The sequence below is a fragment of the Streptomyces sp. NPDC006259 genome, assembly GCF_042870975.1.
In the GTDB taxonomy this organism is placed as follows: domain Bacteria; phylum Actinomycetota; class Actinomycetes; order Streptomycetales; family Streptomycetaceae; genus Streptomyces.
Genome location: NZ_JBIAHY010000003.1, coordinates 1016569 through 1038245 on the forward strand (window position 1 = coordinate 1016569; position 21677 = coordinate 1038245).

The window sequence follows — 21677 nt, forward strand, 5'->3', positions numbered from 1 at the left end:
GGGCCCGAAACACGCGGGAACGCGTGACGCCGGCCATTCCGTCGCCGTACTCCGCGGACCGATCGACCGAGATGATCGACGCGTGGGTGCGGACCATGACCTCTGTGGGGGAACCGTGGAACACGTCGTGGCAACAACCCCCCGCCTGACCGAGAGCGCGGGTGCGGTGTTCGCCGTGCTGGCCGAGGCGGGCAGCGCCACCCGGCCGCAGCTCGCGACCATGGCGGGCCTTTCCAAACCGACGGTGTCCTCCGCCGTCGCGGAGCTGGAGGGTGTCGGCCTCGCGGCCCACTCCGGCACCTCCTCCGGCGGTACGGGGCGCTCGGCGGCCGTGTACCGCCTCGGTCACGCGGCCGGGGCCGTGCTCGCCGTCGATCTCGGCCCCGCCCTCACCCGGGTGCGGTGCTGCGCCCTGGACGGCACGCTGCTCGCCGAGGCCACCGGCCCCCGGGCGGGCGCCGCCGACGTCGTACGGGAGGCGCTCGACGCGCTGCCGGCGGACGCCCCGCTGCGGACCATCGTCGTCGCCGTCGGTGACGTCGCCGCGCCGGGGGAGCGGGGCGGCGGCATGCGCCCGGCGACCGCCAAGGCCGGTCCCGTCTTCGACGCCGTGGCCGTCGTGCTGCCGCCGGGGGTGCCGGTCCACCTGGAGAACAACGTGAACTGCGCCGCGCTGGCGGAGTTGCACGAGGGGGCGGCGCGGGGCCGCCACACCTTCGGCTACCTGCGGATCGGCGTCGGCATCGGCCTCGGCATCGTCGTGGGCGGGCGGGTGCTGCGCGGGGCGAACGGTGCCGCCGGAGAGCTGGCCCGGCTGCCCTATCCCTGGGCCGGCGGGAGCGAGCCCCGGCACGAGGCGCTGGAGGAGTACATGGGCGCCCGCTCCCTGCTGCGGCGCGCCGCGGAGGTGTGGCAGAAGGCCGACGGGCCGTGCCCGCGCACCACGGACCGGCTGCTCGCCCTGGCCGGGAAGGGCAGTGCCCCGGCCCGTGCCGTCCTGGACCGTCACGCCGTCGACGTGGGCCGGCTCGCCGCCGCGGTGATCGCCGTACTGGATCCCGGACTGATCGTGCTGGGTGGCAGCACCGGCGCCGACCCGCGGCTGCTGCCCGGTGTGCGGGCCGAGGTGGAGCGGCTGAGCTGGCCCACCGAGCTGGTCAGCAGCACCGTCGGTGACCTGGGCACCGTGGTCGGCGCGGCCCGGCTCGCGGTGGCCCGGGGAGTCCAAACCGTGACCGAGGCGGCGCGGACGAAGGATTGACGGCCTCCGACTCGGTCTGCCAATGTCCGGACAAGCGCTTTCTAAGTCGGCCGGGACGTCGACTTGGGGCAGGCGTCCCGCCCGTACCCGAGGTACGGCAGCCGCACGAGGGCGTGCTCGTGTGACGACGGCCATGGCGGCCGGGGATCCGTACCCGTCAGGATGGCGCGGCCGGGCGAGGCCGCTCCACCGGAAGGCGCCATTCCGAGCAGCATCCCCGTGCCGCATCGACCGGCCGGGAAGTCCATCACGCACCTCAGGGAGGACCCGGTGGGTCACCAGATCTCGCGCAGAACCCTCTTCCGCACCGCGAGCGGTCTCGCCGTCGCCGGCGCGCTCGGCAGCTCGCTCGCGGCCTGCTCCGGCGGCACCGGGGCCGGCAGCACCAGCAGCAAGCTCACCATGACCTGGTGGGGCAGCGACGAACGCCACGCGGCCTACAAGAAAGCGCTTGCCGCCTTCCAGAAGGACAACCCGAAGATCAAGATCCAGGAGACCTACTCCGGGTACGACGGGTACTTCGACAAGTTCAACACCAATGTCGCCGGCGGCAGCGCCCCCGACCTCATGCAGATGGACACCGCGCTGGTCGCCCAGTACGCCCGCAAGGGCGTCCTCGCCCCGCTCGACTCCTACGTCGGCAAGGACCTCGACCTCACCGGCTTCTCCAAGACGCTCCTGGCCAACGGCACCGTCGACGGCAAGCTGTACGGCGTCCCGTCCGGCATCGGCGTCAACCAGCTCACCGTCAACCGCAGCGGCCTGGAGAAGCTCGGCCTGAAGCTGCCGGACCGCGAGTGGACCTGGGCGGACCTGAAGGCGATCAGCCAGGACGTCTACAAGAAGAGCGGCGGCAAGATCTACGGCGTCGACGACGGCGGTGGCGGCACCCTCCAGTGCTTCGAGATCTTCGCCCGGGAGAAGGGCCAGACGTTCTACTCCACCGACGGCAAGAAGCTCGGCTTCACCGCGGACACCCTCCAGGAGTGGTGGGAGTACTGGGCGGACATGCGCAAGGCCAACGCCTGCCCGCCGCCGGCCGTCACCTCCGCCGCGCACAACGACCTCACCAAGAACGCGGTCGTCATCGGCAAGGCCCTGTTCACCTTCGACTCCGGCGTCTACGGCGCGGGCGGCTCGATCACCGACGCGCAGCTGGACTTCCTGCCCACCCCGCAAGGTGACTGGTCGGGGGCGCGCGAGGGCAACTTCGTCAACGGCGGTGTGCTGCTGAGCGCCACGAAGAAGAGCAAGCGGGTCGCCGACTCCGTCAAGATCATCTCCTTCATCGCGCAGAACGACACCGCGATCAAGGACTTCCAGCTGCTGCGCGGCATCCCGCCGACGGACAAGGCCCGCAACCTGATCTCCGCGGGCCTGTCCGAGACGGACAAGCTGAACATGGCGAACGCCGACTACATCTCCCAGCGGGTGGCGAAGGCGACCGACGCGCTGCCCAACCCGGTGCCCCCGCCGCAGGGCGCCGACCAGGTCTGGGACCTGCTGTTCCAGTCCAACCTCGCCGTCGCCTTCGGCAAGAAGTCCATCAAGGCGCAGCTCGGCGAGTTCTTCGACCAGGCCGCAGGCATCCTGTCCGCCTGACTCGCGCGGCACGCAGAAAGACCGGGAGAGGGCCAGGGAGATGAGTATGACCACCGCGAAGTCCGACGAGGTCGTGAAGGAGACGCCGGCCCCGGCGACCCCGTCCGACCACCGGGACCGCGAACGTATGCGACGCCGCCTCGCCAGAAAGCGCGGCGGGGGCTGGTGGCCGTACCTCTTCCTGGCCCCCTGGTTCGTCGGCCTGTTCGGCCTGACGATCTACCCGATGCTCGACTCGCTGTACCTGTCCTTCACCGACTTCGACCTGCTGACGCCCGCCCAGTGGGTCGGCACCGACAACTACGAGCGGATGTTCGCCGACGACCCGGTCTTCTGGGACACGGTGCACGCCACCCTGCTCTACGTCGTCGTGTCGGTCCCGCTGAAGCTCGCGCTGGCCCTCGGTGTGGCGATGCTCCTCAATCGGGACCTGCGGGGGATCGGCCTGTACCGGGCCGCCTTCTACCTGCCCTCGCTGCTCGGCGGGGCGGTGGCCGTGGCCATCGTGTGGCGCCAGGTCTTCGGCGGCGACGGCCTGTTCAACGACTTCCTCGGCTGGTTCGGCATCAAGGGCCAGGACTGGATCTCCAGCCCCGACACCGCCATCTACACGCTGATCCTGCTCGCCGTCTGGCAGTTCGGCACCCCGATGGTCATCTTCCTCGCCGGTCTCAAGCAACTGCCCAAAGACGTCTACGAGGCGGCCTCGATCGACGGCGCCGGCCCCGCCACCCGATTCTTCCGGATCACCCTGCCGCTGCTGACCCCGATCGTCTTCTTCAACGTGGTCCTCCAGATCATCGACGCGTTCAAGACGTTCACCCCCGCGTTCGTCATCAGCAACGGCAGCGGCGGCCCCCTCAACTCGACGATGCTCTACTCCCTCTACCTGTACAAGAAGGGCTTCACGGACCTCCAGATGGGATACGCCTCGGCCCTTGCCTGGGTGCTGTTCCTGGTCATCGCAGGCTTCACGGCGGTCAACTTCATCGCCAGCCGTTACTGGGTCCACTACGACGACTGACACGACCGACGCCTGACGTCCGAGCGAGGAGTCCTTCCCACCATGTCCGCCACCACGTCCCACGCCTCGCCGCTCCAGAAGCTGCGCTCGGCCACCGGCGCCCGCCGGATCTTCATCCACACCGTGCTCATCGGCGTCGCGATCGTCATGCTGTACCCGCTGCTGTGGATGCTCAGCAGCTCGATCAAGCCCGACACCGAGATCTTCACCCATCCCGGACTGATCCCGAACAAGCTCAACCCGCAGAACTACGCCGACGGCTGGAGCGGGTCCGGCAACTCCTTCTCCCTCTACATCACCAACTCGCTGATCGTCACGATCGGCGCGGTGATCGGCAACGTGATCTCCTGCTCGCTGGCCGCCTACGCCTTCGCGCGCTTCGAGTTCCGCGGCAAGAAGATCTGGTTCGGCCTGATGCTCGGCACACTGATGCTGCCCACCCAGGCCGTCCTCATCCCGCAGTACACGATCTTCTACAACCTGACCTGGATCAACACCTACCTGCCGCTGATCGTCCCCAAGTTCCTCGCGGTGGACGCCTTCTTCATCTTCCTCATGGTGCAGTTCATCCGCTCCATCCCGCGCGAGCTGGACCACGCGGCGATGATGGACGGCGCCAACCCCTGGCAGATCTACTGGAAGATCATCCTGCCGCTGATGAAGCCGGCGCTGGTCACCACCACCATCTTCACCTTCATCTGGACCTACGACGACTTCCTGCACCAGCTCGTCTACCTCCAGCAGAACGACAAGTTCACCGTCCCCCTCGGCCTGACCCTCTTCCTGGACCAGACCAGCGGCTCCTCCTACGGCGCCATGTTCGCCATGTCGACCCTCGCCCTCCTGCCGACACTGATCTGCTTCCTCATCTTCCAGAAGAGGCTGGTCGAAGGCCTGGCGACCTCCGGCATGAAGGGCTGAGCACCCGTGTACCTCCCGCACCAGCGCGGCCCCCTGCACGACCTCGCGGACACCCCCGAGGCCTACGACGCCGTCCTCGCCGACGTCACCGAGCAGGCCCTGGCCCGGCTGACGCCCGAAGGCAGCCTGGAACACCCCGACTGCGTCGACGACATCGGCGACACCTCCCTCGGCGTCACCTCCCTGCTGGCCCTGGCCTGGCAGCGCTCCCGGGACCCGCGCCTGCCGGAGGCCGTGCGCCGCAGCGTCGGCTTCCACCTGCGCGAGCGCGTCTACCGCGAGGACAACCCCGGCTACCCGAACCTGCGCGTCCGCGACTCCGGCCTGCCGTACGCCCGCTACACCCTCGCGCCGGGCGCGCACCCGATCGGGGACTGGCCGAGCACGGTCTGGGCGCTCCTGCAGACGGTCGACGTGACCGAGACGGCGGCCGACCTGCTCGACGACGAACTCCGCCACGAGATGCTCCAGCTCGCGCACGGCTACTGGCGCTGGCTGACCGAGGCGACCTTCTTCAACCCGCAGGAGGCCGCCAACCAGGCCATCGGCTGCGTCGTCGGCGGACTCATGCTGGCCCGGCAGCTCCACGGCCCCGAGGCCGAGTCGGTGCGCGCACGGGCCATGAGCCTGTACGAGGAGGAGATCCGCGCCCACCGTGTGCGCGACCGCGGCGCCCTCCTGCCCCCCGAGCACGGCGGCGCCTACGACAACAACTACGGCCCGATCTCCCTGTCCTTCCTCGCCCAGGCCCACCGGGTCAGCGGCGAGGAGGTCTTCGCCCGCGACGGGGACGCGCTCGCCCGGTACATCGACGCCCGGCTGACCAACGGCGGCTTCGACAACGGCGGACCCCGCTACAGCGAGCAGCACTCCGGCTTCGAGTCGGTCCTCGGCCTGCGCTACTTCGGCCACCGGATCGGCTCCGACCTCGGCCGCTACCGGGGCGACCTCCGCTGGGGCCGGCACGCGGTGAAGGCCGACGGCGGAGTCGACGGTCACTTCGCGTGGATGCTGGTCTGGCAGATCCAGGACACCACCCGCTGGCACCGCCGGCCCGCCGAGGGCAGCGCGCGCCACCAACTGCGCGCCGGCACCGTCTCGGTGGCCTTCGACGACCGGATGACCCCCTCGCTGATCGAGGCGGGCGGCACCTACTACCTGCCCGCCGTCGTCGGCCGCCAGCACGGTTTCGGCCCCGTCGCCGACGGTTTCCTCCTGTGCCGCCCCATGGGCGAGGTCCGGGTCCGCGACGTCCGCGCCGGCGGCCTGACGGCCAAGCTGGTCACCAAGCCGGTCGTCGGCCGCGACCACGTCCTGAGGTACGTCCGCTCCCTGTACGTCAGTGACGGCTCCCGGCTGTGGACGACGGTGGCCGTCGAACGCCTCGACGGCGCGCCGTACCTCCTCGCCGGCCTGCCGTACGCCGAGGACGACGGCGACCGGGTGCGGCGTACGGCACACGGCGAGGTCGCCTCGGCCGGCGCCCTGCGCCTGACCCACCCCGAGGCGGTGGGCGCGGAGTACTTCGACGCCCGAGCCGAACTCACGCAGGAGCAGGCCGCCTTCGCCCTCGCCGCCGATCCGCGCGGCTACGGCAACCCCGACGAGGGCTGGCGGCACCTGGTCGGTTCGACGGCACTCGAGGCGGCTCCCGTCCCGGACGGCCCCGACGACCTGCACGTCTTCGCCGTGCGCTACGGCTCACCGGAGCCGCTGACGGTGTCCGTCGCCCGCGACGGCACGGGCCTCGTCATCCGCACGGACGCCTTCACGGCCCTCCTCGGCGCCGACGACGCCCACGGAGAACCGGAGCTGACCCTGCGCGCGCCCTGACCGCGCGCACCGTCACCACGCCGTGCGCGGCACACCGCGGAGGACGCTCGGCGGCTTCGTCGTCCTCCCGCGGCCGGCACCGGTGCGCCCCCGGGTCCGCCACCGCCGGGTCCGTGACCGGCTCGGTCCCGCCGACCGGGGCGCCCTCCGCCCGGCCGGGCGGCGCCCCGGCCGGCCCGGCCCGTGTTTCCCACAGCGGCTCCTCGGGGCAGACCGCCTCGTCCAGCGGATCGTGCCGCTCAGCCCGCGGCGTCCGCTCCGACTCCGCCCGGTCCGGTGCCGGCACGGTGATGTCCGAGCCCGTTCCGCCACCCCACGGGCCCCCGCAGCACCAGATCCGCCCGGTCCCGCGAGGCCGCGACCAGGTCGGCGTTGCGCTGATCGGTGCCCCGGGCCCAGGCGACCGCCTCCGCGTGGGCCTTGCCGAACTCCTCGTGGCGGGCGACGAGGCGGCGGACGCGTTCGTCCTCGTCGGTCTCGCAGAACCACACCTCGTCCAGCTCGGACCGCACGCGTGCCCACGCGCCCGTGCCCAGCAGCAGGTAGTTCCCCTCCGTCACCACGAGGCGGACGGCGGGCGGCACCGGGACGGCGCCCGCCAGCGGCTGCTCCAGGACCCGCTCGAAGCCCGGCGCGTACACGACGTCGTCCCCGTCGGACTCCTCCCGCAGCCGGCGCAGCAGGGCCGCGTACCCGGCCGCGTCGAACGTGTCGGGCGCCCCCTTGCGGTCGCGGCGGCCCAGCCGGTCGAGTTCGGCGTCGGCGAGGTGGAAGCCGTCCATCGGCACCTGCGCCACCCATGGCTCCCCGGTGCCGTTCAGCTCCCGCACCAGGCACTCCGCGAGCGTGGTCTTGCCCGCGCCGGGAGCACCCGCGATGCCGAGGATCGCGCGTCGCCCCCGCCGGGCGAGGGAACGCGCGCGGGGGAGCAGATCGTCGTAGGTGAGCACACAGCCGAGTGTCGCAGTCTTGGGGGGAACCCGGACCGGTCGGGACGGCGAGAGGAGGAGGACGGGAGATGTCGGAGGACGAGAGGCGGATCCGCGCGCTGATCACGCGCTGGGCCGACGCGGTCCACCGCGGCGACCTGGAGGCGGTCCTCGCCGACCACGCCGAGGACCTCCAGCTCTACTACGTGACCCCGCCCCACGAGGGCCTCCGCGGCCTCGCCGCCTACCAGGCACTGTGGCCGCCGTTCTTCGCCTGGCAGGCGCAGGGCGCGTCGTTCGACATCGACGTCCTCGACGTCGCCTCCGGCCCGGACGTCGCCTTCGCGCACGCCCTGCTGCGCTGCGGCACGCCCGAGGAACTGGCCGAGCGGCCCACCCTGCGGCTGCGGCTCACCTTCGGCCTGCGCAAGCGGCGCGGCCGCTGGATGATCACTCACGAGCACCACTCGTTCCCGCACGACTGACGAGGAGGTGCCGCCATGTGGCGTGCGCCACCCGGTGGAAGGCCAGCGGAAGGGAAGGGGTCCTGTATGACGACGACGCTCGGTCTCCCGGACACCATCCAGGCCTGCCTCTTCGACCTCGACGGGGTCGTCACCCGGACGGCGGTGGTGCACGCGGCCGCCTGGAAGGAGACGTTCGACGGGTTCCTGCGCGAACGCGACGGAGCGGACTACCGTCCCTTCGACTCCTCCCACGACTACGACGAGTACGTCGACGGACGCCCGCGCGCGGACGGGGTCCGCACCTTCCTCGCCTCCCGCGGCATCCACCTGCCCGAGGGCACCCCCGCCGACCCACCGGACGCGGCGACGGTGCACGGGCTCGGCAACCGCAAGAACGACCTGCTCCTGGCGAAGATCCGCACCGACGGCGTCGAGGCCTACGAGAGCACCCTGAGCTATCTGCGCGCCGCCCGCGCACGGGGCCTGCGCACGGCGGTCGTCTCCTCCAGTGCCAACACCCGTGACGTGCTGCGCTCCATCGACGCCGAGGACCTCTTCGAGGTACGCGTCGACGGCGTGGTGGCCGCCGAGCGCGGCCTGCCGGGCAAGCCGCGCCCCGACACCTTCCTCGCCGCCGCCCGCGACCTGGGCGTCGAACCGGGCCGGGCCGCCGTCTTCGAGGACGCCCTGGCCGGCATGGACGCGGGCCGCGCCGGGCACTTCGGGTACGTCGTGGGCGTTGACCGGGTGGGACAGAGCGACGCCCTGTACGCCCACGGCGCGGACGTCGTCGTGAAGGACCTGGCCGAACTGGGGGAACACGAGTGATCACCGACCGGTCCTACGCCGTCGAGCCCTGGTGCGTGCGCGAGACGCGCCTCAACCTCGACGTCCTCGCCCAGAGCGAGTCGGTGTTCGCCCTGTCCAACGGGCACATCGGCTGGCGCGGCAACCTCGACGAGGGCGAACCCCACGGCCTGCCCGGCAGCTATCTCAACGGCGTGCACGAACTGCACCCCCTGCCCTACGCCGAGGCGGGGTACGGCTATCCCGAGTCCGGCCAGACCGTCATCAACGTCACCAACGGCAAGGTGCTGCGGCTGCTGGTCGACGACGAGCCGTTCGACCTGCGCTACGGCCGGCTCGTCTCCCACGAACGCGTCCTGGACCTGCGCCGCGGCGTCCTGGAGCGCACCTGCGAATGGACCTCGCCGGCCGGCTCCACGGTGCGGGTGCGCTCCACCCGGCTGGTCTCCCTCGCCCAGCGCGCCATCGCCGCCGTCGCCTACGAGGTGGAGGCCGTCGGCAGCCGCTCCCGCGTCGTCATCCAGTCCGAACTCGTCGCCAACGAGAGCCTGCCCGACCAGGACGCCGACCCGCGCGCCGCGCGGGCGCTGAAGTCGCCGCTGGAGCCGGAGGAGGACGTCGCCGTCGGCCGGCGGCTGCGGCTCGTGCACCGCACCCGGCGCAGCGGCCTGCGCGTCGCCGTGGCCGCCGACCACACCGTCACCGGCCCGGAGCGCACCACCACGAGCAGCGAGAGCAATGTGGACGTCGCCCGTCTCACCGTCACCTCCGTGCTGGAGCCCGGCGAGACGCTCCGGGTGGAGAAGCTGGTCGCGCACGGCTGGTCCGGCGCCCGCTCCCGGCCCGCGATGAGCGACCAGGTGGAGGCGGCCCTCGCGGCGGCCGGCCACAGCGGCTGGCAGGGTCTCCTCGACGAACAGCGGGAGTACCTCGACGACTTCTGGGCCCGCGCGGACGTGGAGGTCGACGGCGACGAGGAGATCCAGCAGGCCGTCCGCTTCGCCCTGTTCCACGTCCTCCAGGCCGGCGCCCGCGCCGAGCGGCGTGCCATCCCCGCGAAGGGCCTCACCGGCTCCGGCTACGACGGCCACGCCTTCTGGGACACCGAGACCTTCGTCCTGCCCGTCCTCACCTACACCGCGCCCCACGCCGTCGCCGAGGCCCTGCGCTGGCGGCAGAGCACCCTGGACGCCGCCCGCGAGCGCGCCGCCCAGCTCGGACTGAGCGGCGCCGCGTTCCCCTGGCGCACCATCGAGGGCTCGGAGGGGTCGGCGTACTGGCCGGCCGGCACCGCCGCCTTCCACGTCAACGCGGACATCGCCGACGCCGTCGTCCGGTACGTCGCGGCGACCGGCGACACCGCCTTCGAGCGGGACACCGGGGTCGAGCTGCTGGTGGAGACCGCCCGCCTGTGGCGCTCCCTCGGCCACCACGACGCGCACGGCGTCTTCCACATCGACGGCGTCACCGGCCCCGACGAGTACAGCGCGGTCGCCGACGACAACGTCTACACCAACCTCATGGCGCGGGCGAACTTCCTGGCCGCCGCCGAAGCCGTCCAGCGGCATCCGGAGGAGGGCGCCCGGCTCGGCGTCGACGATGAGGAGTCCGCGGCCTGGCGGGACGCCGCCGCGGCCGTCCACATCCCGTACAACGAGGAACTCGGCGTCCACGAACAGCACGCCGGCTTCACCCGCTACCAGCGCTGGGACTTCGAGGGCACACGCCCCGACCAGTACCCCCTGCTGCTGAACTTCCCCTACTTCGACCTCTATCGCAAACAGGTCGTCAAGCAGGCCGACCTGGTACTGGCGATGTACACCTGCAACGAGTTCTTCGACGAGGAGCAGGTCGCCCGCAACTTCGCCTACTACGAGCCGCTCACCGTCCGGGACTCCTCCCTCTCGGCCTGCTGCCAGGCCGTCGTCGCCGCCCAGGCGGGCCATCTGCGGCTGGCCTACGCCTACACCGCCGAGGCCGCCCTGATGGACCTGGCCGACCTGGAGCAGAACACCCGTGACGGACTGCACATCGCCTCGCTGGCCGGCACCTGGATGGCGCTGGTCGCGGGGTTCGGCGGGCTGCGCCGGGACGGCGACCAGACCCTGTACTTCTCCCCCCGGCTGCCGGAGGCGTTCAGCCGCCTCGCCTTCTCCCTCCAGTTCCTCGGCCGCCGCCTGCACGTGGAGATCGGCCCCGAGAAGGCCACGTACACCCTGCTGTCCGGCCCGCCGCTGACGATCGCCCACCACGGGACGCAGGTCCACCTCAATGGCGACGGTCCCGCGGTGCGGCCCGTGCCGCCCGCGCCCGCCCGCCCGGAGCCGCGGCAGCCGCCGCACCGGCGCCCGCACGTCCGGTAGGGCCGGCGTTCGGGTCGGCCCGGTGTTCGGGGCGGGCCCGGTGCGCGGGGCGTGCCAACGGCGGCCTCATCCTGGTCCGAGCGGGGGCCCCGGCCCGCGCCGCGTCGCCGGCAGCCGGGGCTCCGCTCCGACCACCGCCTCGGCCCGCTAGCCACGGCACCGGACCACCCCGTTCCCCGACCCGCCCTGACCCGCACGGGAGGACGCCGGCCGGGCGCGCCCGCCCTCCGCATGCGCACCTGGCCGTATATCACCCTGCGTGCCCGCCCACCGCGCGTTAGTTTGACCATGTTTCTCCATGTACGGCAGGACAGTCAGGGGGTGGACGATGGCCGACGGCACGAACGCCATGCTCGTCGGCGCGCGGCGGGGCACACCGGCGACCGGGTCCGCGTCCTGGCGGGCCGACGGCTTCTGGCTGCTCGCGGCCGTCGCCGCGGCCTTCACCGTCGCGCAACTGGTCCTGGTCGGGCCGGGCCTCGGCCTCGGCTGGGACGAGACGGTGTACGTCAGCCAGATCTCCGCCCAGGCCCCGCCCGCCTTCTTCAGCGCGCCCCGCGCCCGCGGTGTTTCCCTGCTGGTCGCGCCGGTCACGTCATGGTCCACCTCGACCGAACTGCTGCGCGTCTACCTGGCCGTGCTGTCCGGCCTCGGCCTCCACCTGGCCCTGCGGGTCTGGCGGTGCTTCTTCCCACCCGGCGTCCTGGCCGCCGCGGGCGCCCTCTTCGCCTCCCTGTGGGTGACGCTGTTCTACGGCCCGGCGGCCATGCCCAACCTCTGGGTCGCGTTCGGCGCCCTCGCCTGCGTCGGCTGCTTCCTGCGGGCCCGCGCCGACCGCGGTGACCGGGCGGCGCTGTGGGGCGTCGCGGCGGGCGCCGCCCTCATGGCCTGGATGCGCCCCACCGACGCCGTCTGGACCGCCCTGCCCCTGCTCCTCGTGCTGATCGCGACCCGCGACGGACGGCCGGCCCTCCCCCTCCTGGGGGGTCTCGCGACCGGCGGCGGCCAGTGGATCATCGAGGCCTACCTCAGCCACGGCGGCCTCGGTCAACGGCTCTCCGAGGCCTCGCGCATCCAGGGCGGCCTCGGCTGGCACATGGCCGTCGACGACCAGCTGCGCAGCCTGGTCGGCCGCACCCTGTGCCGCCCCTGCACCGGCGCGACGCCCGACCCGGTGATCATGGCCTGGTGGTTCGCGCTGCCCGTGCTGGCCGCCGCCGGTCTCGCGGTGGCGGTCGGAGCCCGCCGCACCACGCCCACCCTGCTTCCACTGGCCTGCGCCGCGACGGCCGCCGCACCCTACCTCTTCATGATCGAGTACGCGGCCCCGCGCTTCCTGCTGCCCGTCTACCTCCTGCTCGCCATCCCGGTCGCCGACGCGCTGCACCACCTGGTCACCACCCCGGACGGCCGCCTGCGCGCGACCGCCGCCGGGGCGCTCGCGGTCGGCCTCGCCGGGCACCTGGCGGTCCAGTACGTCGTCCTGGACCGCGCCGTGGACCGTACCGCCGCCGACCGCCGCGACTGGACCCGCACCGCCGCCGACCTGCACCGGCTCGGCATACGCCCGCCCTGCCTGCTCACCGGCACGGAGGCCATCCCGGTCGCCTACTACACCGGCTGCGCCTCGGCCAACCCGCGCGGTCACAACGTCAACACCACCGAGGAAGGCATCGTCCGCACCGCCGGCCGCGTCCCGACCGCCGCCCTCTCCCCGCCGGGCGGCCCACCGCCGCCGTACGCCCGCGGCTGGCGGACCCACCCGTCCGCCGGACTCGACCTGCACCTCGCGCCGTCACCGGCCGGGGACGGGACGCGGTGACGGCCGAGCGGGTCGCCGTCGCGGCCGGCCGCGGAGGCGGCGCCCACTGGCGGACCGCGCTCACGCTCGCCGTCCTGGCCGCCACCGTCTGGCTGGCCCACCGGCACTGGCCCCTGCTGCACACCGGCGTCCTGCGGCTGGCCGACGCCGACCGGCGCCACCTGCTCGCCGGGGCGGTGGCGGCGTGCGGGACCTGGCTGTGCGCGGCCCTCGCCCAGCAGGGCGCCGTCGTCCCCCGGCTGCCTCCGGGACAGCTGGTGGCCGCGCAGTTCGCCGCGTCCGCCGCCAACCACCTGCTGCCCGCCGGGCTGGGCGCGGGCGCCGTCAACCTGCGCTTCCTGGTCCGCCGCGGACTGACCGCGGGTCGCGCGGCGACCGCCGTCGCCGTCAAGGCCACGGCCGGCGCGGTCGCGCGCGCCGCCCTCATCGCCGTACTCGCCGCCGCCTGTCCGGGGCTGCTGCGCGTCCCGTCCGGCTGGGGCGGCTGGGCGGTCCTCGCGGTGCTGGCCGTCGGCGCGGCCGTGGCGGCGGCCGCCCGGTACCACCCCCGCTGCCGGAGTGCCCTGGCGGCGGCGTGGACCGACGTCAAGGCCGTCCATGCCCTTCCCCACCGGGCCGCGGCCCTGTGGGGCGGCTCGCTGGCGTTCGCCGCCCTGCACGCGTGCGTGCTGATCGCCGTCACCCGGGCCGTCGCCCTGCCGCTGCCCGCACCCCAGGTGGCGCTGCTCTATCTCGCCGCGAGCGGCGCCGCCGCCCTGCTGCCCACCCCGGGCGGCCTCGGCTCGCTCGACGCCGCTCTCGCGCTCGCCCTGACCACGGCCGGAGCACCGGCCGGGACGGCCGCCTCCGCCGTGCTCGGCTACCGCCTCCTCACGGTCTGGCTGCCCCTCCTGCCGGGCCTGCTGGTCCTCGGACTCCTACTGCGCCGCAGAGCCCTGTGACCGGCGCCGCGCATCCACGACGCGCCCGGCCGCCGGCGGCTCCGTGCGCCGGGCCGTCGGTCAGTCGGGCCGTGTCCATTGCGTGCGACGGCGTACGAGTTGCTGCACCGGATCGCCCGTGTACGACCACGGGGTGCGGGTGGCGCGGCGGCCCAGCATCCGCAGGAGGGGGGCGGCCACCTCTCCCTCGCCCGCCAGACAGGCCGCGTGCGCCAGGTAGTTCACGTCGCGCAGCTCGCCGGGGGTCACCTCGGAGCGGGTTCGGCCCATGATCCAGCGCTCCCAGGTGCGGCGGACGTCACCGATCGCGCCGTCATGGTTCCAGTGCCGGCCGAGCCCCGTCGACGGGGGGCTGCCGCCCGCCGTGTCGAGGGCGTGGCGGTACTCCTCCACGCGCGCGTACTGCACCAGCACCGGCAGCGCACAGCCCGCCGGGGCCGCTCCCGCCGCGTCCCGGGCGAAGTCGTACATCAGACCGTGCGTACCGTGCCAGCGCGCCGAGTAGTAGTGCAGCACCTGGAGGTGGCCCTCCATGCTGTGCGGGTCGCGCCGGTACAACTCGTCCCACCAGCGGGCCAGTTCCCGCCTGCGTACACCCGACGGATACAGCCGCGCCACCGAGATCAGCGAGGTCCACGGCGTCGGATCGTCCGGACAGGCCTCGGTCGCGGCGAGGCAGGCCAGCACCGCGGCGTCCACCCGGTGCGGGCCGATCGGCACTCCCCGGCCCGCCGCGATGGCCAGGTGGAAGGCGCGGGTGGTCTCGGTGGCCGCGCGCAGCACGAGCGCGTCGGCGCTGTGCGGTTCGGCCGCCAGCCAGGTCTCCACCGTGGAACTGCCCGCGCAGGCCCGCGCGAGCGCCCGCATCCGGTGTCCGCGGGCCGGCCAGTCGCGGCCGGTGGCCCGCAGGAGGTCCCGCGGCCCCTGCCAGCGGCCGATGACGATGTCCTGCCGGGCCGAGGAGAGGGCCCGGTCCCCGCAGTCGGGGTCGAAGTCGGGAACGAAGCGGTCTCGCGCCATCGGGTCCCCCTCTAGAAGTCGGTGGGAAGACCCTCGTGGGCGGCGGAGCGCGCGGTCACGGCGGCTCCCGGCACGTACTCGGCCCGCACGGTCCGCGCGGCGTCCAGCCGGGCCGGCCGGTAGTAGTCGCTGCCCTTGCGCCAGTACCGGAGCATCGGCACCAGGCCCGCCGCGAGTCCGCCGAGGCCGATCGTGATCGCCGCGGTACTCAGCTCACCCAGTGACTCCACGAAGATCCAGAACATGAACAGGGCGCCGCCCAGCGGCCACACCCCGCCGAAGAGGAAGGCCGTCGGCGACTTCAGCAGGGTCCCGCGGTAGGCGACGACCGCCGCGAGACCGGCCAGACCGTAGTAGACGGAGATCTGGAGGCCGATCGCCGAGATCGCGTCGGAGAGGATCTCGCCCACCGAGCCGAGCGCGTTGGAGGCGACGAACATGCCCAGCGCCACCGCGCCGACCACCGCGACCGCCACCCACGGCGTGTTCCAGGTGCCGTGCACCCGGCCCAGCGCGGCCGGCATCGTACGGTCGCGGCCCATCGCGAACAGCGAGCGGGTGACCTGGATGAGGGTGGTCTCCAGGGTGGCCACGGTGGACAGCAGCACGGCCACGACCAACAGCCTGCCGCCCCAGCCCGGCCACACCTCCTCACCGAGCACCGCGAGCACGTTCGCGCCGTTCTCCTCCACCTGGGGGGCGCTGAGGATGACGTTCACCGCGATGGTGAACACCTCGAAGAGGAGGAAGACGACGGCCAGCCCGATCAGGCCCGCCAGACCCGTCGTGCGGCGGCTGTCACGGGTCTCCTCGCTGAGGTTGCCGGTCACGTCCCAGCCCCAGAAGTAGAACGCGGCCACCAGCGCACCCGACGCGAACCCGGACACGCCGTCGAACCGGCCGAGACCCAGCCAGGACCAGTCGAAGGCGCGGGCGTGGTCCGTGTGGAACAGCGCGAGGACGGTGAAGAGGGCGAGGATCGCCAGCTCCGTCCCCGACATGAAGAGTTGCGCCCGCACGGTCAGCCGGGCGCCGCCCAGCACGACGCCCAGCATGAGCAGGAACCAGGCGGCGCCCACCGCCGTGGACAGCGCCGTGTCGTCGGCGAGTCCCTCGTCGAACAGGGCGAGGGTCATCGACCCGGCGGGCAGCGAACCCGCCACCATGAAGAGCGTCGCCGACACGACCAGGGCCCAGCCGCTGAGGAAGCCGAGGAAGGGGTGGAGCGTGCGGCCCACCCAGGAGTAGCTGGCCCCCGCGTTGACGTCGATCCGGCCGAGATGGCGGAACGCGAGCGCGATCCCGAGCATGGGTATCGCGCAGTACAGGAGCGCCGCCGGACCCGCCACGCCCACCGCTGCGGCCAGTACCGCGGTGGTGGCGGCGATCGAGTAGGCGGGTGCGCTTCCCGCGATCGCCATCACCACCGTGTCGAACGTGCCGAGGGCGTTCGCCTGGAGCCCTCTGCCGTTGTCGTTCATGGTCGTGCCGCTTTCCGTCGTGCACACCGCCGGGGCAGGGGACGGCCCGACGGCGCAGAGGGGGGTGGGGGGTGGTACGCCGCCGCACACCGGTGGGGATGCCTCGCGGCGCGGGCGGGAAAGCCGTGGGGGATACCGTCCCACCTCTGCGTCGGGGGACGGTCACAGCGAGTGTGCGAGTGATGATATCCCCATCGTCCGGGCTCTCAGGGCCGGCGGACGGACAACGTCCGCATCCGCCCGTGCGGTTGGCATGTGCCACGGTTGGGGCGCGCGCGACGGGATACGCGGACGGGGACAGCGCAGCCGATACAGCACCCCGGGAGGTATCCATGGGCACGGAGCCCGAGACGACCGCCGACGACGCCTACCAGCCCACCGGAACCAACGAGGAGCAGGAGGACGCCTCGCCGCTCGACCTCCAGGACGCGCTCGACGAACGGACCTACGACGACATCCTGGACGAGGGCTACTCGCCGCCGGAGAAGCCGCTCGGCGTCACCAAGCACGGCACCACCGCGGCCGAACAGCACGAGGGGGAGACCCTCGACCAGCGACTGGCGCAGGAGGTCCCGGACGTGTCCGAGCCCGCCGGGGACGGCATCGGCGATCTGTCGCGCGGCGAGGGCGAACCGGTCGATCCGGAGGCGGGCGAGCGGCGCGCCGGCCGCCTGGTCGCTCCCGACGAGGGCGCGCATCCGGACGCCACCAAGGAGGAGATCGCCCAGGAAGTCGGCATCGACGGCGGCGCCGCGGGCGCGGAGGAGGCAGCCGTCCACGTGGTGGACGACGGGGACCTCCCCTAGGACCTCTCGTCACGGAGACCTCTCGTCCCGAGGAGGATCGCCCGGCCCGCCCCGAGGTCGCGGGAGTCAGTCCCCGATGCGGTCCAACTGCCGCAGCCTGTTGGTGGCGTCGAGCGCGGCGACCTTGTAGGACTCGGCGAGCGTCGGGTAGTTGAAGACCGCGTCGACCAGGTAGTCGACGGTGCCGCCGAGGCCCATCACGGACTGGCCGATGTGGATCAGCTCGGTCGCCCCGGACCCGAAGCAGTGCACGCCCAGCAGGGTGCGGTCCCCCGGGGACACCAGGAGTTTCAGCATCCCGTGCGCGTCGCCGATGATCTGCCCGCGGGCCAGCTCCCGGTAGCGGGCGATGCCCACCTCGAACGGCACCCGCTCCTCGGTGAGCTGGTCCTCGGTCCGGCCGATGAAGCTGATCTCCGGAATGGTGTAGATGCCGATCGGCTGGAGCCGGTGCGTACGCCCCACCGGCTCGCCGCACGCGTGGTAGGCGGCGGCCCGGCCCTGTTCCATCGACGTCGCGGCCAGGGCCGGGAAGCCGATCACGTCACCGACGGCGTAGATGTGCGGCACCTGTGTGCGGTAGTACTCGTCCACCGTGATCCGCCCGCGCGCGTCCGCCGCCAACCCGGCGTTCGCCAGCTCCAGTTCCTCGGTGAGGCCCTGTCGGCCCGCGGAGTACATCACGGCGTCCGCGGGGATCTTCTTGCCGCTCTCCAGCACCGTCAGCGTGCCCCGCGCGTGCCGCTCCACGGCGGCCACGGTCTCCCCGAAGCGGAAGGTGACCGCCAGGTCCCGCAGGTGGTACTTGAGCGATTCGACGACCTCGACGTCGCACATGTCGAGCATCCCGGCCCGCCGCTCCACCACCGTGACCCTGCTGCCCAGGGCGGCGAACATGCAGGCGTACTCCATGCCGATGACGCCGGCGCCCACGATCACCATGGACCGCGGAACCCGCTCGACGGTGAGGACGTTGTCGGAGTCGAGGATCGTCCGGCCGTCGAACTCCACGCTCTCCGGCCTGGCCGGCCGGGTACCGGTGGCGATCACGACGTGCTCGGCGCTCAGCAGCCGTTCCTGGCCGCCCGCCTCCCGCAGGGCGATCGTGTGCTCGTCGACGAACCGGCCGGTGCCGGAGTGCAGGGCGACGTGGTTGCGGGACAACTGGCTGCGGATGACGTCGGTCTCCCGGCTCACCACGTGCTGGGTGCGCGCGGTCAGGTCGGCGACGGTGATGTCCTCCTTCAGGCGGTAGCTCTGCCCGTAGAGGTCGCGCTGGGTGAGGCCGGTGAGGTAGAGCACGGCCTCGCGCAGGGTCTTGGAGGGGATGGTGCCGGTGTGGAGGGAGACGCCGCCCAGCATGTCGGGGCGGTCGACCACGGCCACGCGGCGGCCCAGCTTGGCCGCGGCGATGGCGGCCTTCTGGCCGCCGGGGCCGGATCCGAGGACGAGCATGTCGAAGTCGGGCACCTCCGGAGTCTGGCAGCCCGGAGGCCCCCTACGAAAGGGTGAACCGGCGACGTCCGTCACCGGCCGGCAACCGGTTCACCGGGTCCGCCAGGTCAGGGAAGCATCTTCTCGATGCTGTCCGGGCCTTCCGCCTCCAGCTTGCGCCGCGCCCACTCCAGGTTGCGCGGGGTGAGGTCCCGGCCGGCGGCCAGCACCATGTCCTCGGGGGACACCTCGGTGCCGGTGCGGGTGTGGAGCAGATTGTCCGGGGTGGTGCGCTCGGCGGGCGACAGGGAGGGATCGGGCTCTGTGGTCGACATGGTCACGGCTCCTCGGTCCGGAGGGCTGCTGCGGCCCCGGTGCGGTCATGGGGCCCACTAACACCATTCATCGCGGGAGCGAACCCTGCATCCCGGGGCCCTGGACGCGCCACCGGGACCGGACACTCCCCGGTACCGGAGTACCGACCCACGCCGGGACGTAACCTCGCCCCACCCGCCCCTCCCGGGGGCCTCGTCCCTTCCGGAGTCCGCCCAGCGGAATCCGTGCCGAGCCCCGGTCGCGACGGGACGGGGGAGTGGCGAGGAAAGCGTGGACCCGTCCTGCCCGAAGGGAACCCGGACCGGATCGTGCGCGAGCGGACACCTCCGGCGCCGGGATCGGCAGGCGGGATTCTCCCGTGTCGGCAGGCGTGTTCTCCCGTCGTTTCCCCGCACGCGCCGGACAGGCCGATCCCCGCACGCGCCGGACAACTGATGGCCGGGTTCCCGCCGCACATCCGGGGCGACGGGGCTGGTCCGTGGGGCTGCGAGCCCCTGGAGGACAGCTGAGGCGTTGTTGGGAGGTTTGCATGTCCCATCGCCGTGCATTCGGAAGACGTACACGCTTTCCGACGGAGATGGGAGAAACCGTGGGCATCATCGCCTGGATTCTGATAGGCCTGCTCGCCGGTGCCATTGCGAAGCTGCTGCTGCCCGGGAAGGACCCGGGCGGCATCATCGTCACCATGCTGATCGGAGTCGTCGGCGGTCTGCTCGGCGGCTGGCTCGGCAAGGTGATCTTCGGGGTGGACTCGATCGACGGCTTCTTCGACCTGTCCACCTGGGTGGCCGCGATCGTCGGCTCGCTCATCCTGCTGGTGCTCTACCGGGCCGTCACCGGCAACAAGCGCACGCACCGGCACGCCTGACCGGTCACCGGACACGGTGACCTCAGCCGGCGTCGGAGGCCAGTAGGCCCTCGGCCTCGGCGAGGATCTCGGTGACCCGCAGGCCGAACGCCGCATCGCACGGATGCGGACGCCTGTCACGGGCCGCGGCGCACAGCGCGTCCGCGGCCCGGACGAGCGCGTCCGCGGCGCTCGCGGCACTCTCCGGGAGACGCACCACCCCGGCCTCGCCCCGCAGCTCCACGCCGGAACCGGACGCGGCCGACGGGGCCGTCAGACTGAGCGTCAGTGTGCTGGAGGCGCCGCCGGAATGGTCCAGGACCAGGTGCACCGTGTCGCCGGGCCCCGGAGCCGCGGCGGCCACCCGGCGGACGTCGCCGAGGACCGGCAGCAGCACGGACAGCGCGTGCGGGCCGACGTCCCACAGGGCCCCCTTCTCCCGCCGCCACGGCGTGGCGAACGGATGGTCCCCGCCCGTGAAGACCGAGCCGAGCCACTGTGCCTGGCCGGTGAACCAGCCGCCCTCCGCCGCCTGTTCGGCGATCCACGCCTCGGGCTCGGGCAGGAAGCGGGTGGTGAAGAAGACCACCGACGCGACCCGCGCCTCCGCCACGGCGCGCACGACGTCGCGCGCTCCCGCCACCGTCGCGGCGAGGGGCTTGTCGAGCAGGAGATGACGACCGGCTCCGGCGGCCCGGACCGCGAGGTCCGCCTGCACGTCCGGCGGTAGCGCCACCGCCACCGCCTCGACGCCGGCGAGCAGTTCGTCCACGTCGTCGAAGGCGCGGGTGCCGTGCAGGTCCGCCAGTTCCTTCGCGGCGGCGGGGCGCCTGCCCCACACCCCGACGAAGTCGAGTCCCTCGTGTGCGTCCAGCACGGGCGCGTGGACCATCCGCGCCCAGGGTCCGGTACCGAGCAGACCGATACGCATGCCGCTCACTCTCCTGCTGCCGATCGGGTGACGTGGACGCCGAGCGAGGCGCCGTCCGTGTGCGAGCCTCGCACACGGACGGCGCCAGGGGCCCCGGTGGCCCGGCCTGTCAGGCGGCCCTGGGCCCGGCGGCGATCTCGTCGACGACCGGCTCCGGGCTCCCGGAGACGTCCGGGACCAGGCGCAGATGCCTCCTGCGCGCGGCATGCCGGCGCCTGACCCGGGCCGGGGCGAGCAGACGGTCCTCCACGCGGTCCATGACCGCCAGCAGGACGGACAACATCGGAAGCAGCAGTACGGCGATCCACAGCACGGCGTCTCTCCTCGTCCGGCGACCCGGCCCGGGTGAACCGGACAACGCCGTTGATGCGTCGAAACGCCGTCAGCGACGTGAAGGTGCCGTGAAACCGTCCGGCGGCCGTCCGCTGGGGCCGGCCCCCCCTGCCCCGCGACACCTCCCCCACGGCCGGGGCCGCCCGCACGGTGGACACCGCAGCGGGGTGGGCATGCGCTCCGCCGAGCCGGCCGCGCGGGTCACCGCACGCCGCCGCCCGGAGCGGCCGCGCACCCGCGCCGATCCAGCAGGAGTACGGCTCCGCGATCGTCTTCATCACGAACGACCTCGGCGTCATCTCCAACATGGCCGACGACCTGCTGGTGACGTACGCGGGCCGGCGGCCGCCGCGCCGGAGCGCGGGGAAGGGGCAGGCACCCGCGCGCGTCCGCGCACCACCACGTGTGCCGCGTGCTGGGCCACCACGTGAGGCCGGTGCCCCGCGTCCGCGCACCACCGGGTGTGCCGCGTGCTGGGCCAGCGCACGAGGCCGGTGACATTGCCGGTCCCCGGGGGTG

General features: G+C 73.0%; 19 protein-coding genes and 1 pseudogene. 13 read left to right on the forward strand and 7 right to left on the reverse strand.

What is annotated here, in order from left to right:
* Positions 1-127 precede the first annotated feature (127 nt).
* The 5 genes from ACFYO5_RS15815 (at position 128) to ACFYO5_RS15835 (ending at position 6641) form a co-directional block, all read left to right on the forward strand.
* Positions 128-1261: an ROK family transcriptional regulator gene (locus tag ACFYO5_RS15815; protein WP_388708935.1), complete on the forward strand. Its 1134-nt coding sequence runs from the start codon at positions 128-130 to the stop codon at positions 1259-1261.
* 270 nt (positions 1262-1531) lie between these two features.
* On the forward strand, positions 1532-2863 hold the full coding sequence (locus ACFYO5_RS15820) for an extracellular solute-binding protein (protein WP_356565756.1): 1332 nt from the start codon (positions 1532-1534) through the stop codon (positions 2861-2863).
* A gap of 46 nt (positions 2864-2909) precedes the next feature.
* A complete protein-coding gene (locus ACFYO5_RS15825; protein WP_356565755.1) occupies positions 2910-3887 on the forward strand; it encodes a sugar ABC transporter permease in 978 nt (325 codons plus the stop codon).
* 42 nt (positions 3888-3929) lie between these two features.
* Positions 3930-4808 (forward strand): carbohydrate ABC transporter permease, encoded by an 879-nt coding sequence (locus tag ACFYO5_RS15830; protein WP_356565754.1) that lies wholly within the window; start codon positions 3930-3932, stop codon positions 4806-4808.
* Between the two features lie 6 nt (positions 4809-4814).
* A complete protein-coding gene (locus ACFYO5_RS15835; RefSeq protein ID WP_388708939.1) occupies positions 4815-6641 on the forward strand; it encodes a hypothetical protein in 1827 nt (608 codons plus the stop codon).
* A 239-nt stretch (positions 6642-6880) separates the two neighbouring features.
* Here ACFYO5_RS15835 and ACFYO5_RS15840 read toward each other — a convergent pair whose 3' ends face one another.
* The gene (locus ACFYO5_RS15840) at positions 6881-7591 is read right to left on the reverse strand and encodes a nucleoside/nucleotide kinase family protein (RefSeq protein WP_356565751.1); all 711 of its coding nucleotides are present in this window, start codon (positions 7589-7591) and stop codon (positions 6881-6883) included.
* A gap of 68 nt (positions 7592-7659) precedes the next feature.
* Between ACFYO5_RS15840 and ACFYO5_RS15845 the strand changes: the two genes are divergently transcribed.
* The 5 genes from ACFYO5_RS15845 (at position 7660) to ACFYO5_RS15865 (ending at position 13970) form a co-directional block, all read left to right on the forward strand.
* Complete coding sequence (locus ACFYO5_RS15845) at positions 7660-8055, forward strand: nuclear transport factor 2 family protein (protein ID WP_388708942.1); 396 nt, start codon at positions 7660-7662, stop codon at positions 8053-8055.
* 66 nt (positions 8056-8121) lie between these two features.
* Positions 8122-8865: a beta-phosphoglucomutase family hydrolase gene (locus ACFYO5_RS15850; RefSeq protein WP_388708945.1), complete on the forward strand. Its 744-nt coding sequence runs from the start codon at positions 8122-8124 to the stop codon at positions 8863-8865.
* Positions 8862-11207 carry a glycoside hydrolase family 65 protein gene (locus ACFYO5_RS15855; RefSeq protein WP_388708947.1) on the forward strand — a complete coding sequence of 782 codons (2346 nt, stop codon included), beginning with the start codon at positions 8862-8864 and terminating at the stop codon, positions 11205-11207. Before ACFYO5_RS15850 ends, ACFYO5_RS15855 begins: the two co-directional genes overlap by 4 nt.
* A 328-nt stretch (positions 11208-11535) precedes the next feature.
* The gene (locus tag ACFYO5_RS15860; RefSeq protein ID WP_388709267.1) at positions 11536-13029 is read left to right on the forward strand and encodes a hypothetical protein; all 1494 of its coding nucleotides are present in this window, start codon (positions 11536-11538) and stop codon (positions 13027-13029) included.
* A complete protein-coding gene (locus ACFYO5_RS15865) occupies positions 13026-13970 on the forward strand; it encodes a lysylphosphatidylglycerol synthase domain-containing protein (protein WP_388708949.1) in 945 nt (314 codons plus the stop codon). The genes ACFYO5_RS15860 and ACFYO5_RS15865 overlap by 4 nt, the downstream gene beginning before the upstream one ends.
* Before the next feature lie 60 nt (positions 13971-14030).
* Here the strand turns inward: ACFYO5_RS15865 and ACFYO5_RS15870 are convergent, their stop codons facing one another.
* Both ACFYO5_RS15870 and ACFYO5_RS15875 read right to left on the reverse strand, forming a co-directional pair.
* Positions 14031-14990: a hypothetical protein gene (locus tag ACFYO5_RS15870; protein WP_388708952.1), complete on the reverse strand. Its 960-nt coding sequence runs from the start codon at positions 14988-14990 to the stop codon at positions 14031-14033.
* An 11-nt stretch (positions 14991-15001) separates the two neighbouring features.
* Positions 15002-16471 (reverse strand): APC family permease, encoded by a 1470-nt coding sequence (locus tag ACFYO5_RS15875; protein ID WP_388708955.1) that lies wholly within the window; start codon positions 16469-16471, stop codon positions 15002-15004.
* A 332-nt stretch (positions 16472-16803) separates the two neighbouring features.
* Here ACFYO5_RS15875 and ACFYO5_RS15880 point away from each other — a divergent pair, with 332 nt between their 5' ends.
* A complete protein-coding gene (locus ACFYO5_RS15880) occupies positions 16804-17277 on the forward strand; it encodes a DUF5709 domain-containing protein (RefSeq protein ID WP_388708958.1) in 474 nt (157 codons plus the stop codon).
* A 66-nt stretch (positions 17278-17343) separates the two neighbouring features.
* Here ACFYO5_RS15880 and sthA read toward each other — a convergent pair whose 3' ends face one another.
* Both sthA and ACFYO5_RS15890 read right to left on the reverse strand, forming a co-directional pair.
* Complete coding sequence (sthA, locus tag ACFYO5_RS15885; RefSeq protein WP_388708961.1) at positions 17344-18747, reverse strand: Si-specific NAD(P)(+) transhydrogenase; 1404 nt, start codon at positions 18745-18747, stop codon at positions 17344-17346.
* Between the two features lie 92 nt (positions 18748-18839).
* Complete coding sequence (locus ACFYO5_RS15890; protein WP_356565732.1) at positions 18840-19046, reverse strand: hypothetical protein; 207 nt, start codon at positions 19044-19046, stop codon at positions 18840-18842.
* 590 nt (positions 19047-19636) lie between these two features.
* Between ACFYO5_RS15890 and ACFYO5_RS15895 the strand changes: the two genes are divergently transcribed.
* Complete coding sequence (locus ACFYO5_RS15895) at positions 19637-19915, forward strand: GlsB/YeaQ/YmgE family stress response membrane protein (RefSeq protein WP_356566072.1); 279 nt, start codon at positions 19637-19639, stop codon at positions 19913-19915.
* A gap of 22 nt (positions 19916-19937) precedes the next feature.
* On the opposite strand, the gene ACFYO5_RS15900 is transcribed toward ACFYO5_RS15895, so the two are convergent.
* A complete protein-coding gene (locus ACFYO5_RS15900; protein ID WP_388708963.1) occupies positions 19938-20825 on the reverse strand; it encodes a Gfo/Idh/MocA family protein in 888 nt (295 codons plus the stop codon).
* A 109-nt stretch (positions 20826-20934) separates the two neighbouring features.
* The gene (locus ACFYO5_RS15905) at positions 20935-21138 is read right to left on the reverse strand and encodes a hypothetical protein (protein WP_388708966.1); all 204 of its coding nucleotides are present in this window, start codon (positions 21136-21138) and stop codon (positions 20935-20937) included.
* A gap of 263 nt (positions 21139-21401) precedes the next feature.
* Between ACFYO5_RS15905 and ACFYO5_RS15910 the strand changes: the two are divergent.
* A pseudogene (locus tag ACFYO5_RS15910) lies at positions 21402-21518 on the forward strand (ABC transporter ATP-binding protein); the annotation flags it as partial.
* Positions 21519-21677: the final 159 nt, after the last annotated feature.